At 41.7% G+C, this 13,716-nt stretch carries 12 protein-coding genes; 7 read left to right on the top strand and 5 right to left on the bottom strand.

Annotated features, from left to right (window positions below; genetic code table 11):
- Window positions 1–231: 231 nt before the first annotated feature.
- Complete coding sequence (gene rpiB / locus JGUZn3_RS10230) at window positions 232–705, bottom strand: ribose 5-phosphate isomerase B (protein ID WP_238996809.1); 474 nt, start codon at window positions 703–705, stop codon at window positions 232–234.
- A gap of 338 nt (window positions 706–1,043) precedes the next feature.
- Between rpiB and JGUZn3_RS10225 the strand changes: the two genes are divergently transcribed.
- The 7 genes from JGUZn3_RS10225 (at window position 1,044) to JGUZn3_RS10195 (ending at window position 8,280) form a co-directional block, all read left to right on the top strand.
- Window positions 1,044–2,168, top strand: a complete 1,125-nt coding sequence (locus JGUZn3_RS10225; RefSeq protein WP_203413411.1) for an MDR/zinc-dependent alcohol dehydrogenase-like family protein — start codon at window positions 1,044–1,046, stop codon at window positions 2,166–2,168.
- 26 nt (window positions 2,169–2,194) lie between these two features.
- Window positions 2,195–3,487 carry an MFS transporter gene (locus JGUZn3_RS10220; protein WP_238996808.1) on the top strand — a complete coding sequence of 431 codons (1,293 nt, stop codon included), beginning with the start codon at window positions 2,195–2,197 and terminating at the stop codon, window positions 3,485–3,487.
- Window position 3,488: 1 nt separating this feature from the next.
- Entirely contained in the window at window positions 3,489–4,244 is a 756-nt protein-coding gene (locus tag JGUZn3_RS10215) for an SDR family oxidoreductase (RefSeq protein ID WP_203413410.1), read from the top strand.
- A gap of 35 nt (window positions 4,245–4,279) precedes the next feature.
- A complete protein-coding gene (locus JGUZn3_RS10210; protein WP_203413409.1) occupies window positions 4,280–5,278 on the top strand; it encodes a dihydroxyacetone kinase subunit DhaK in 999 nt (332 codons plus the stop codon).
- A 40-nt stretch (window positions 5,279–5,318) separates the two neighbouring features.
- Window positions 5,319–5,966: a dihydroxyacetone kinase subunit DhaL gene (gene dhaL / locus JGUZn3_RS10205; RefSeq protein ID WP_203413408.1), complete on the top strand. Its 648-nt coding sequence runs from the start codon at window positions 5,319–5,321 to the stop codon at window positions 5,964–5,966.
- Between the two features lie 126 nt (window positions 5,967–6,092).
- A complete protein-coding gene (locus tag JGUZn3_RS10200) occupies window positions 6,093–7,046 on the top strand; it encodes a sugar-binding transcriptional regulator (protein ID WP_203413407.1) in 954 nt (317 codons plus the stop codon).
- A 556-nt stretch (window positions 7,047–7,602) separates the two neighbouring features.
- On the top strand, window positions 7,603–8,280 hold the full coding sequence (locus tag JGUZn3_RS10195) for an isochorismatase family protein (protein WP_203413406.1): 678 nt from the start codon (window positions 7,603–7,605) through the stop codon (window positions 8,278–8,280).
- Between the two features lie 1,265 nt (window positions 8,281–9,545).
- Here JGUZn3_RS10195 and JGUZn3_RS10190 read toward each other — a convergent pair.
- The 4 genes from JGUZn3_RS10190 to JGUZn3_RS10175 form a co-directional block, all read right to left on the bottom strand.
- On the bottom strand, window positions 9,546–10,832 hold the full coding sequence (locus JGUZn3_RS10190; protein ID WP_203413405.1) for an autotransporter outer membrane beta-barrel domain-containing protein: 1,287 nt from the start codon (window positions 10,830–10,832) through the stop codon (window positions 9,546–9,548).
- A gap of 300 nt (window positions 10,833–11,132) precedes the next feature.
- Window positions 11,133–11,642: a DUF934 domain-containing protein gene (locus JGUZn3_RS10185; protein ID WP_203413404.1), complete on the bottom strand. Its 510-nt coding sequence runs from the start codon at window positions 11,640–11,642 to the stop codon at window positions 11,133–11,135.
- Window positions 11,629–13,350: a nitrite/sulfite reductase gene (locus JGUZn3_RS10180; RefSeq protein WP_203413403.1), complete on the bottom strand. Its 1,722-nt coding sequence runs from the start codon at window positions 13,348–13,350 to the stop codon at window positions 11,629–11,631. The genes JGUZn3_RS10185 and JGUZn3_RS10180 overlap by 14 nt, the downstream gene beginning before the upstream one ends.
- Before the next feature lie 6 nt (window positions 13,351–13,356).
- Window positions 13,357–13,686, bottom strand: coding sequence for a DUF2849 domain-containing protein (locus tag JGUZn3_RS10175; RefSeq protein WP_203413402.1), 330 nt, complete (start codon window positions 13,684–13,686; stop codon window positions 13,357–13,359).
- Window positions 13,687–13,716: the final 30 nt, after the last annotated feature.

Here is a 13,716-nt window from a genome sequence, read left to right as displayed (position 1 = left end):
TTGGAGGCGTTTATTTTCCAACCTTCAACGATATTATTCAAAGCATAGAGGTGATGTAAAAACTATAAAGGTAGGACTTAGCGTAAGTCTTATTTATAATCGTCTTAAAGAGGTAGGTATATATACCGTTAAAAAGCTTCTGCCTTGATAACCCTTAAGAGGGGCCATAAGGGGGAAAAATGAAAACAAGATAGAGGAAATAGGCATTTTCTCTATCTTGTTTAACCTTCCTTAAGAGGCTTGTTGTTCATAATAGGAAATTTTGTTGACTTTTGGGGTAGAGCTCCCCTCTTGGAAGTCTGAATCGAGCCAAGTACCAAGAATGGATTTGGCCAACTCTATTCCGATTATCCGTGCTCCTATGGTAATAATTTGTGCATTATTACTTTTTCGTGCCCGCTCGGCTGAATAGGAGTCATGGCATTGAGCCGCCCTTATTCCTGGCACTTTATTGGCCACTATGCACATTCCAATCCCCGTTCCACATAAAAGTATGCCTCTTTCATGTTTCCCCGCTTTAATGGCTTGGGCAACAGTCCATGCGACATCGGGGTAACTTTCTAGGTTACTGTTCTTGTCCATGCTGTAGTCGATATAGGGAATTCCCTTTTTGGCTAACCATCTAATAATTTCATCTTTAAGAGTGAAAGCGGCATCGTCTGCGCCAATAGCGATAGGAAGAGTCATATCTGGATCCTTTTTCATGTGTTTGCTCCTCATCAGAGGTGTGAAGGAGAGGGAGATAGCCTTGTTTTTCAAAAATTTTCGACATTTGATAAAGACGTTATAACATTTGTTTATTACAATATCAAAAGATCAAAAAAAATGAAATTCCTTTTTAAAATAGAGAGAAACACAAAAATGTGTAAAATCTTTATAAATAAAAAAATGAGACAATAAACCGTTATTTCTCATGGTTTTTAAGAGGATAGAAGAAAAAGCAAGAGTAATCCCCTATCAATATTCACGTAAATGTTATTGTTCAATTGTAAATTTATTGAACTAATGTTCTATTACGCAAGATTGTTTCAAAAGGTGCTCTTATGAATATTGATGTTGATGTCGTAGACAGAAAAAATAAAAATTTTACAATTCCTAGCATGATGAAAGCTGTTGTAGCTTACGCCCCTGGTGATTACAGGTTGGAGGAGGTTCCAGTTCCTACTATTACGGCCGATGAAATTCTCATGAAGGTAGAAGCCTGTGGAATTTGTGCCGGAGATATCAAGTCGTTTGATGGTGCTCCCAGTTTCTGGGGGGATGAAACACAGCCTGCTTATATTAAGGCCCCCATGATTCCTGGCCACGAATTTATTGGTCATGCTGTTGCTGTGGGAGAAAATGTTAAAGGCTTTAAAGTGGGGGATAGAATGACCTCTGAGCAGATTGTACCCTGCTGGGAGTGTCGTTTTTGCAAACGTGGCCAATACTGGATGTGTGAGAAACACGACCTTTATGGTTTTCAAAACAACGTCAATGGCGCCATGGCCGAATATATTAAAATTCCCAAAGAGGGGATAAACCATCATGTGCCAGACGATATTCCCATGAAGAAGGCAGTTTTGATAGAGCCTTATGCTTGTTCTCTTCATGCGGTTCAGCGTGCGAGTATCCAGTTGGGAGATATCGTGGTTCTTGCAGGGGCAGGTACTTTGGGCTTGGGTATGATTGGGCCCATTAAAAAATCTGGGCCAGGAAAGCTTGTGGTGCTAGATATGAGTGATGACAGGTTGGCTTTGGCAAAAAAATTTGGTGCTGATTTGGTAATCAATCCTGGAAAAGACGATGCTATAAAGATTATCAAAGACATGACAGAAGGATATGGCTGTGATGTTTACATTGAAGCCACAGGGGCTGCAAAATCAGTGCAGCAGGGGCTGTCAATGATTCGTAAACTGGGGCGTTTTGTAGAGTTTTCGGTTTTTAAAGACCCAGTCACAGTGGATTGGAGCATTATAAGCGATAGAAAAGAGCTCGATGTTTTGGGTTCTCACCTAGGTCCTTATTGTTATCCATTGGTGATAGAAGGGGTTCAGAATGGTGATTTTCCCACAGAGGGTGTCGTAACACATATCCTTCCCTTGGAAAAATTTTCTGAAGGATTTGCCATGATGAAAAAAGGTGTGGGCTCCCTGAAGATAGTTCTTGATCCAAATATGAAAGCTTAAAAATCCTATTTGGTAGAGGAGATACCGTGGTGGAAAATTTTATCAATAAAATCTTCATTTCCCCTAAACTAATGCTTGGCTATGCTGGGGTTATGGTATTTATGATGGGTGAAGGGCTGGAGCAGGGGTGGCTTTCACCTTATCTGATTAAAAATGGGCTTACCATTCAGGATGCAGCGCTGCTTTTTAGCATTTACGGCCTTATGGCAGCGATAGCATCGTGGTTTTCTGGTGTGTTAGCAGAAGTATTTGGGGCCAGGCCCGTGATGCTGGTGGGGTTATCTCTTTTTTTAGTGGGGTCAGCGTTATTTCTTTCTATAGGTTTACCCACAAATAATTTGTCCATGATGTTACCCACCTATGCTTTAAGAGGCTTGGGGTACCCGTTATTTGCCTATGGTTTCTTGGTTTGGGTGGCTTATGAAGCCCCTACCGAACGGCTTGGTTCGGCAGTGGGTATGTTCTGGTTTGTCTATAGTGGTGGCTTAAGCGTTCTGGGTGTTTTATATTCCAGTATTGCGTTACCGTTTTTGGGCGAAATTGCCACATTATGGAGCGCTCTCGTTTTTGTCGCTCTGGGCGCTGTCATAGCCTTATATCTGAACCGTGGGGGGAAAAAGACAGATCAGGAAGAGAAAAAGGCCTCATTCTCCTATTTGTTTAAAGGGATTACCATTGCTTTTGAATATCCAAAGGTGGGGCTTGGAGGAATTGTCAGAACAATCAATACCTCTGCAGCTTATGGTTTTGTGGTGTTTATGCCTACGGTTATGATGAATATCGGTTATAGCCGAACAGACTGGCTACATATGTATGCCACCTTATGGTTTGTTAATATCGTTTTTAACCTGTTGTTTGGCATTATAAGCGATAAAGTAGGTTGGCGTAATATTGTTATGTGGTTTGGGTGTGTGGGGTGTGCCATTACGACTGTTTTATTCTATTATGTCCCGCAATATTTTCCTCAAAGCCATATTCCTGCTCTTATAGCTTCTGGTGCTTATGGCGCTTGCCTTGCTGCTTTTGTTCCCCTTTCTGCCATTATGCCCTCTTTGGCACCAGACAATAAAGGGGCAGCTATGTCTATCCTTAACCTGGGGGCAGGGCTGAGTACATTTGTAGGGCCTGCTATCGTCGGTATCTTTATTGCCTCCCTTGGGGCCACCGGGGTGATCTGGATTTATACGGGCATGTATCTTTTTGCTGCAGTTCTTATGATATTTATAACAGTGCCTGCCACCTTACAACGGTCTCCTTCTTTTGGGCAATCTTCTGTTATGCCCACGTCAGGTCGTAATACGGAAATGTTAAGAGGATAATATGAGTGAAAATACTTTTTGTGACCTTTCTGGGCGTGTTGCGGTGATCACTGGCGGAGGGGCCGGAATAGGGTTTGAGATTGCCAAAACATTTTTGCAGCAGAATGCAAAGGTCGTTTTGGTAGATGTCTTGGACGATATTGATCAAATTGCAAAGAACCTAAGCCCAGAAAATGCCTTTGGAATAAGGTTAGATGTAACAAGTTCAGTTTCTGTTAACGCTGTGATTGGTAAAATTGCTGCGCAATGGGGTAAAATAGATATCGCTGTGAATTGTGCAGGAGTGGCCCTGTTATCGAAAGCTGAAGAAATGTCGGAAGATTTGTGGGATAAAACACTCACTATCAATTTAAAAGGTACATTTCTTGTTTCCCAGGCTGTAGGCCGTATTATGCTGAAGCATAAATATGGGCGCATTATTAACATGGCCTCTCAGGCTGCTGTGATCGCGCTTCCACAGCATTTGGCTTATTGTGCCAGCAAGGCTGGTGTGATTGGTTTAACCCAGGTGCTTGCCCTGGAGTGGGGTCCCGTAGGCATTACAGTCAATGCCATTTCTCCAACAATTGTGATGACTGAGTTAGGGAAAAAGGTGTGGTCTGGAACGAAAGGCGATGAGATGAAGCAGCAAATTCCCGTAAGGAAATTTGCTGAGCCCCATCATATTGCTGCAGCAGCTTTGTATTTGGCAAGCGAAGAGGCTGCCATGGTGAATGGGTCTAATCTGGTTGTGGATGGCGGGTATTCTATCCAGTAAATTATAAAAGAATAAAATTCAGGAGTGATGGTAAAGTGAAGCGGATAGTAAATGATCCCGATAGATTGGTAGAAGATGGTATTGAAGGGTATTTGGCAGCTTATCCTCAGTTTTATGAAAAAACAGAAAACCCACGAACCCTTAAACGGCCTCAAGCGCCTGTAAAAGGTAAGGTTGGTGTTGTAACTGGTGGAGGCTCTGGTCATGAGCCAGCCTTCTTGGGTTATGTGGGGGAAGGGCTTTTGGACGCGGTAGCGATAGGAGAAGTGTTTTCTTCGCCCACGGCAGGGGCTTTTCTTGATGCGATTAAAGCCGCAGAGAGTGGTGCCGGTGTTGTGTGTTTATACGGGAATTATGCTGGCGATAACATGAATGTAAAGATGGCCATTAAAAAGGCCAAGGCTGCCAATATTGCCGTTAAGACTGTTATGGCTAATGACGACGTAGCATCTGCCCCTAAAACAGAGCGAGAAAAGCGCCGTGGTGTTGCTGGCGAAATCTTGATGTGGAAGGTTGGAGGTGCAGCAGCTGCTATGGGCTATGATTTGGATGGGGTCGCTCAAATCTCCCAGAAGGCTATAGATATGTGCCGTTCAATAGGTGTGGGGCTCAGTGCGTGCACAATTCCTGCTGTTGGCAAGCCGAACTTTACCATTGCAGACGGAAAGATGGAAATTGGTATTGGCCATCACGGTGAACCAGGCGTTGATATAACAGACTGGAAGCCAGCCCATGAAACAGCAAAAATCATGCTGGAGCATGTTGTGGAAGATAAGCCCTTTGAAAGGGGAGAAGAGGTTGTTGTTCTGGTTTCTGGATTGGGATCAACCCCAGTCATTGAACTGTATGTTTACTATGCCGAAATTGCAAAACTCCTCAAAGAGAAGGGGATTATTGTCCATAAATGCTATGTGGGAAATTATTTTACCTCTTTAGACATGATGGGTGTTACCCTAACCATTATGGGGTTAGATGAAGAACTGAAAAAAATGGTGGATTATCCCGTAAATTCCTTAGCTTTAGTGCAAAAATAGGGCGTGGAGAACGGTAGAAGGAAAAGAGGAGAAGCTTGGTATGACACAATATTTTTCAAGTCAAAGTGGCGTTACGATTGTGCAGGACATGGCAGATATCATTATTGCAAATCGTAACTATCTTAGCGAGATTGACGGGGCTATTGGAGATGGTGACCATGGTATCAATATGGCCAAGGGGTTTTCCATCTGTAAGGAAAAAATAGCAGGTCAGGAGATGACTTTAGATAAAGCGTTGGACCAATTATCCGATACCCTTATGGAGGGGATTGGGGGCTCTATGGGGCCCTTATATGGAAGCCTGTTTTTTGGATGGGCTGAAGGGATAAAGGGTAAAGAGAAAATTACAGCACAAGATTTTGCTCGTATGCTACAAAAAGGCCTTGATGAGCTAAGAGAGATCAGCGATGCCCAGCAAGGCGATAAATGCCTTATGGATGCGCTGATACCAGCTGTAGAAACATTTAGTCATGCGGTAACGCAGGGAAAAACTTTTCAGAAAGCTTTGGAAGAGATGAAAAAGGCTGCAGAGTCTGGCAGAGATTCCACCAAAGATATGGTCGCAAAGATTGGCCGTGCCAGCCGTTTGGGAGAACGCTCCCGGGGTGTTTTAGATGCAGGTGCAGCCTCGTGCTGTCTGTTATTAGGACAGCTTGCCGAAAGTATAGATAGGCAATTGCACTTATAAAAAGTTTTTTGGAAAAACAGCTTTACCAATTTTATCATTCATGTGGGAAGATACACTTGGCAATCTAGCTTTGTCAGGTGTATTTTTATAAAGAGAAAGAAGCGTTTTGTTAGTAAGGCATGGTTTATGAGTGGATGGGAGAAAAGACTTCTTACGGAAATGGCGGTTGATTACTATCTTAACGAAATTACACAAGAAGAAATTGCCAAAAAATTCGGAATATCGCGTATTAAAGTAGGAAGGCTTTTAAAGCAAGCGCGTCAGGAGGGAATAGTTGAAATATCTATTCCTAATCATTCCATTTTGAATGTTGAGCTCGAGCAGAAAATGCTAGAGCTTTTTTCCATTCAGCGCGTGCTGATTGCCCAGGACCACCCTGATGAAGATGAACAACGCAAAAGGGTGGCCTCTTTAGTTTCAAAATGGCTTTCGCAGCATATAAAAGATCAAATGGTTATTGCTGTGGGTCAGGGGCGCAATATTTCCGCGGTAGCAGATCATGCCAGTGTAACAGTAGAGCGAGAATGCCATTTTATAAGCTGTATTGGTGGCAGCCATAGAACCGGGGATTTTTTAAATGCCGATCATATTTGTAGGCGTCTGGCCAAAAAATATGGCGGTACTAGCGAAACATTATATGCTCCAGCCTATGTAGAAAAGCGCAGCCTTAAAGAAGCACTCATGAAAAACCAGACTGTTAAGGCCACTTTTGATAGGGCCTGTCGTGCCGACATTGCTCTTGTAGGAATAGGCGATATTAATGATGGAAACTATATGGTGAAGCTAGGGTGGTTTACCCGGCAAGAGCTGAAAGATGCTAGCCAACAGCAAGGTGTTATTGGGGATATTGCAGGCTATGACTTTTTTAATACGCACGGAAAGCATGTGGATACTGTGATGAATGACAGAGTCATAGGAATTGGCATGGAAGAGCTTCGGCATATCCCTTATGTTATTGGTATTGCAGCTGAGCATACCAAAAGCCTGGCGATATTGGGGGCCTTAAGGAGTGGGGTCATTGATGTTATTGCAACGAGTGCTCTTAATATTCGTAATATTCTAAATTTGGTTTCCCAGTAATTTCTATTAAAAATCCTTTATCACTCCAGGACTATCTTAGTTATTCACGTCACGCATACACGTTATGCATAGAAGCTATGAAAGAAATGGTTTTTTTTAATATAACGATAATATATATTTTAAAGACAAAATAGAAACCTTTAATAGGTTTTCAAGTTTTTACATTGGACTTTATAGTAGATTTTACTAGAGTTTCCACTCATAATAAATGAATAAAAAAAAACAAAAATTTTTTAAGGTTAAGAGTTGGAGGTAACAAAAAATGTTAGAGAAAGTGGCTGCTGGCCTTATCACCATGTGGTTTGCCATGGCGTACGTGGCGTTTCATCTTCCCTAAGGTTCTCAGTTCATTTAGGCCTGAGAGCAAAGGTTTGATGGCATTCCCTTTTCTATTTCATTTCATCTCATTTTCTTACATTACATAATATTAAGAGATTTGCAAAAATTTCTTAATAGGGTTACCTATTTATCCAGCATCTTGTATGAATGATAGGTTTAAAAGCCAAAGTGTAATGATATAAGGGTGCTTATTTGGAATATAGAAAAGGGAATATTTATGATATCTTCAACCTATAAAAGATTAGATATTAACAAGGCCGCCACTTTATTTATTGATCATCAGTCAGGCCTTATGGCACTTGCCACAGATATTGCTCCAGATGAATACGCTAATAATATTTCCGCCTTGGTGGGAATAACAAATTTATTTGGTCTTCCTTGCGTTTTAACCAGCAGCATGGAAAAAGGCCCTAATGGTCCAATTGTTCCCTGTGTAAAGGATAATATCAAACCTGATGCCTATATCCAGCGTGATGGCCAGATTAATGCTTGGGATAATGAAGAGTTCAGACAAGCGGTCTATGATCTGGTTAAAAAGGGACGGACTCAGTTTATTCTTTCAGGTATCGTCACAGATGTGTGTGTGGCTTTTGTAGCATTGTCCTTACTTCATGAAAAAGCCCATAACCCACAAATGAAAGACATCCAGGTCTTTATAGCAACAGATTCTTCGGGGACTAATTCACAGTTTATCCGTGAGGCTTCCTGGGATAGAATGTCTAAAGCTGGGGCAGAGCTGATGACATGGTTTGCCATAGCCTGTGAACTTCGTATTAACTGGCACCCACTGCCTGAGAATAAGCAAATTCCGATGGATGATTTTGCTCAGCTGGTCATTGCCCACTCCCGTCCTTATGCTTCTGTCTGGACAAGCTATCAGGCCAACAAAAAATAACAAGAGTACTGTAAAGGCAATTTTAAATTTTATAGGGCGAGCCCAATTTTACAAAAGAGCATCTTTGATGCTCTTTTTTTTACTCTTTTCAAAAGCTTTCATACAACTTGTTCAAAATTTGGAGGTTGATCTCTTTTTAAGAGGAGCACTAGCCTAGTTTTGGGCTGTATCTTATCAGGTTCTTATAAGGGAGTTGACAAAAAAAACTCCTGTAAAACACAGGAGCTAAAGTTTAAGGTTAATAGTGGCGTGATATAAGGAGAAGGCTCCTTATTCCTCACTTATAAACTAAAAAAAATTTTAAGTTAAGAAGAAAATGAAATATTATATAAAATTATTGAAGTATTAACTTTTTTAATAACTTTAAATTCTTATAATATAACTTATGAATAATAATAAGTTTTATAATTAAGAAAGTTTTATTCTATTTATTAAAAATTATTTCTTTCCTATTAACCAATAAGAGTACTATTTTAGTATTGATTTTTGAAAAAAAATAGGATATCTCATCAGTCAACTCACAAGTCATTCCCTTTTAATGTGGAGCTTGAGTTTAAGGTTTTTAGTAAAAAAACTTAAAAAAATAATGTGGCGAAAAAAGATGAAAACCCAGTTTTCTGGTGTTTTCGTCTTTTTTAATAAAGCTAGCTTTATTGTCTTTCATAGTTCTTACGGTTATTGAGAGCAGCCTCTGTGAAGGTATTTTGAAAAGAAAAAGGGCAAGGTTTTTACAACTGAGAGCCGCTTAACATGCGGTACAATATGAATATTAAGGGTACATTTTTACCAGGACTTTTCCAAATGAGGATCATAGAGGTGCATATTTGATAAAAACGGCCTTAAAAGAGCTGAAAATCATTCTCTTATTTTTTCGATTTTAACAAATTTACGTATGAGTTTTAATAGTTCTGAGTCAAGATAGCTTTGTTTTAAATCATAATTTTATGAGCAATAATGAGGTATTTTACGTACCTTACCCTAAAAAATAATTGCCTTAACAATTGAATTGAGAGCAATAAAATATTCCTTATAACCTTCGTTGCTTTAAATCTTCCAAACGATATGGGGATATAAGGCAAAAAATATTTATTTACTTATGAAACATTGTCGCAAAAGAAGTGCAGCTGTGATTCTAAAAAGGTGAGGCAGAAAGAATAAAGAATGAAAAGAGACCTGCTAAAGAGCATGAAGGATAAAAAATAGCCCTTTAAAAGGGCTATTTCGAGTTATTTGAAAAATAAAAAAATCCAAAAAAAGAGAAAATCCTAAGAAAAAGGATTTTGCCCCTGAAGATCTACCCCCAAGAAGGTAATATTATTGCCAGAACTAAGGGAGTAAGTAGAATTCCCGCCAGAAAAATCAGAACCGGTAATACTCTGTCCACTGCCGAGATAGATATGGCGATTGGTAATGGAGAGGTCAATGCCGGCAGAAGTTGTAAAACCTCTAATAATCTCATTCCCTAACCCTGTGGTAATGCTATAACCGTTCTGAAGAGGGGCAACATTAATGTCAGCCTTTCCTTGCCCGAGTGTAGCACTCAGATAGCCAGAAAGGGAAGAGGCTGTAAAGTTTTCTAGTTCCTGGGTATAGGTTGTCGTTCCATTGGTGTTATCTACCCCATTAACCACAACTGAACCTCCATATCCCCCTGTATCTCCATGAATGTTCAGTTCACCATTTCCAGAAAGAGTAATAGTATTGTTGCCAGAGCGAATAGTCGCGTTGGTGTTCCCATCACCAGATAATACAGTATCATTGCCCCGTAAGGTCAGGTTGGCCGAGGTATGACTGTTATAACCATTAAGAACGATTGTGGCGTTATATCCCTCATATTGGAGCGAGCCTGATCTTTGGGAAATATTGGAGGTTCCATTCTCATCCGTGCTTACAGTATAAGCAGGGTTTGCATTAGCCTCCACGTAATCAACGATATCAAGAATCAAATTAACATGGTTATGGGTGCCTTTATCTCCCCTAATGTCAAAAAAGCCTGAGCTGTCGGAGGCATAAACACGTGAGGTGGAATCAGAGGACTGGTCATTACTGTTGGCAAGGGTAAGGGTTACTTTACTACTTCCTGCCCAAATGTCATTTCCTCCTCGATCATAAATCACGCTAGAGCTCGTTTCGACGGTGGGGTTTAATATGGCGAGGGTATTTTTAATACTGGCATCCATGCCCACATAAGGTGAGGCTTGGGAGATATTATCAGCAAATAGTTTAACCTGGTTTGTCGGTGATGCGCCATTAACAGTGAGTGGATTAAGGCGCGCCTCTACGAAGGATGAAGTTCCAAGATTATTGACATATAATTGGTTGAAGGCAATGATTCCGTTATCTATACCAATTTTGTCATTCGAGTTGCCATTAATGGTCAGCGTTCCGCCTACAGGCAGGCTCTGTCCGGCTTGTACAAGCTGTTGTTGCTCAGGAGTAATGGAAGAGAGTATGCTTCCTTCAGAGCCTGTTGGAATATTAACAACAACATCCTGTCTTTCCCCAGGAATAATATTGGCTACCGGGGGGGTAAAGGTAATGTATTCTGTCATTTTGCTTCTTTCTTCCTTTATTTACAAACGGGGAACTCACCCTTCAAACCTGAAGGCTAGGAGATCAAATTTATTTTCATAAGAGATGTGATCATTATAGTTTAAAATGAATCCTATTACAGAGAAATAATTTAGAAAAAATCATAGAGGAAAAAACGCAAAAGATGCTACGGAATAAAGTCAATACCAAGAAAGAAAATCTTGTTCTTAACGTTCAGTCTATAATAGGAGTTTTATGGGAGCATAAAACAAAAATATTTTAAAATCCTCTTATGGAGAATTGAAAATCAATCCGAAAAATTAAGGGTCAGAGGGGTTTCTAAAAGAGATTTTTCTGCGCATTCCCCATTCGTGGGGCTCTTTCAATATGGATTTCTGGTAGGCAATTTTGTAGCGTTCATAAGCGGCTTTCCAAGAGGGTAGGTCTCTATCGTCGGAAATAACAACACTATCGATCCCGCATCGAAGCATAAAATCGTAGTGGTCGGGTAGGGTGCGCCCTGTTAGGAGAATCTTTCCATTGTAACGCAGATGCTCTTTCAGGGCGCGGGCCTGTGTAAAGGCTCTTCCATCTTTAAAGTTAGGGATATTGAGTGCAATAACGGGCAGATGTTCTAAAAAAGGCTCCAAAACCTTCACGTCTGTATCAGGGGATATATAAACCCCTACCTTGCCAGAGTTCCGACTAAGGAGTTCAGGTGTAAGTCTTTCAGGCGTCACCAAGATCCTGTCATTCTCAGGCAAAGGGGCATCGTCTTCCACGATATGCCATTTTTCATCGACCGGAATCCCATGCTCAAGCTGTAGCATAGACAGCCTCCTTAAAGGGGTTGGCCCCTATGCGTTTATAGGTATCAATAAATTTTTCGTTGGTTTTTCGATGAGAAAGATAGGTATCGATAATACGGCTAATCGCTGTTACGGCTTCATCTTCAGGAAGAGAGGCCCCAAGGATTTGGCCAACAGCAGCATCATTATCGGCAGCACCTCCTAGGGTTAGCTGAAAATATTCAACGCCCTTTTTATCAACTCCTAAAATACCAATATTTCCAGCATGGTGGTGTCCACAGGCGTTGATACAGCCCGAGATATTCACACTGATCGGGCCGATTGTCTTTTGAAGCTCCACATTACTGAAATGTTGGCTGATCTTTTTGGCAATAGGAATAGAACGAGCGTTCGCCAGAACACAATAATCCAAACCAGGGCAGCAAATAATATCTCCAATAAGACCAATATTGGGGGTATCAAGCTTATACTGGGCAAGGGTTTTCCAAACGGTATAGAGCTGATCTTGGCGAACATGGCCGAGTACAACATTTTGCATATGGGTGACTCGAAGCTCACCAAACGAATAAGTCTCAGCCAGATCAGCCAGTATATCGGCTTGCTCACTGGTCACATCGCCAGGAATTCCATTGGTGGGTTTAAGAGAAATAACAGCAGAAATACGCCCAGGTGCATGATGGGGGTGGGTGTTGGTTTCTACCCATAAAGCAAAGGCGGGATCTTTTGCCATATCCTTTTTAAGCTGTTGGGGAGCTTCTTCTGGTGCTGTAAGGTCAGGTGTGCCGAAACGAGAGCGAATGGCTTCAACAATTTCAACCGGGAGAACGTATTCATCAAGAGCCATTTGTGAGAATTCCTGATGAACGGCTTCCCTGAATTTTTCAGCACCCAATGCTTGAACCAGTATTTTTAGGCGGGCCTTAAAGGCATTATCGCGCCTGCCATAGGCATTGTAGACACGAACAATAGCTTCCAGATAGGCGAGAAGATGGGCTTCCGGAAGGTCATCGCGCATTTTAATGCCCAGCAAGGGTGTGCGGCCCATGCCACCGCCAGCATGAATGGAGAAAATGGGCCTGCCCCCATTTGGATTTGGGCGAGCAACAATGCCGATATCATGAAAACGAGCAGCGACCCGGTCGTTAGGGCTACCTGAGATGGCAATTTTAAATTTGCGAGGTAGAAACGAAAACTCAGGATGCAGGGTAGACCATTGGCGCAGGATTTCGGCATGAACACGAGGATCAATGAGTTCATCAGCCGCAGCCCCAGCGAATTCATCACTTGTTACATTACGAATGCAGTTTCCACTTGTTTGAATGGTATGAAGATTGGTTTCTGCCAGTTTTTCCAAAATTTCAGGGATATCGTCTAGGCTGATCCAGTTGAATTGAACATTCTGGCGGGTTGTAAAGTGAAAATAGTCGCGATCATAATGGCGGGCAATGTAAGCCAGAACCCGGAGCTGGTCGCTATCCATCACCCCATAGGGCACTCCAATACGAAGCATATAGGCGTGAAGCTGTAGGTAAACCCCGTTCATCTGACGCAGAAGCTTGAACTCATCCTCGTTAACGGTACCAGAAAAACGCCGCTGTACTAAATCCCGAAACTGGTTAATTCTCTCATAAAGGAAGGCTCTGTCCACAGTATCATACTGGTAGTGGCCAACTTTTAAAGGGCCGACAGGCTGGGGAGAATGGGGCGAAGGAGAGGGTGTTGTAGACATGGTATATTAAAGGCTTTCTGCTGCTTTGGTCGCAAATTCTGGGTGAATGGTAGGGCCAAAAGCCCTTATACGCTCACGTATGGTGCGCGGTGTAGGCTGTGAGGTCCCTTCTTGAAGTTCCACTCCATATACATAGGCAACAATATGTTTTTTTTCATCCTCTTTTACGGCTTCAATGGCAAAAACAACCTCCGAATTTGTAAAAATTTTTGCAGACCTGAAATTCTCAGCCCACGTATTTTCTGCAGTGAACCAAACAATTCTTCCATCGTGCAAGCGCGTTGCCGTAATAACGCTATGCCCATTTTCCTCACGGCGGTTGTTTCTGGCATCCATATTCTCACGGCCTCCTTTCTGAGTGTCGCG

The organism is Entomobacter blattae, assembly GCF_014672835.1.
Classification (GTDB): Bacteria; Pseudomonadota; Alphaproteobacteria; order Acetobacterales; family Acetobacteraceae; genus Entomobacter; species Entomobacter blattae.
This window is presented reverse-complemented; position numbering and strand designations above follow the sequence as displayed.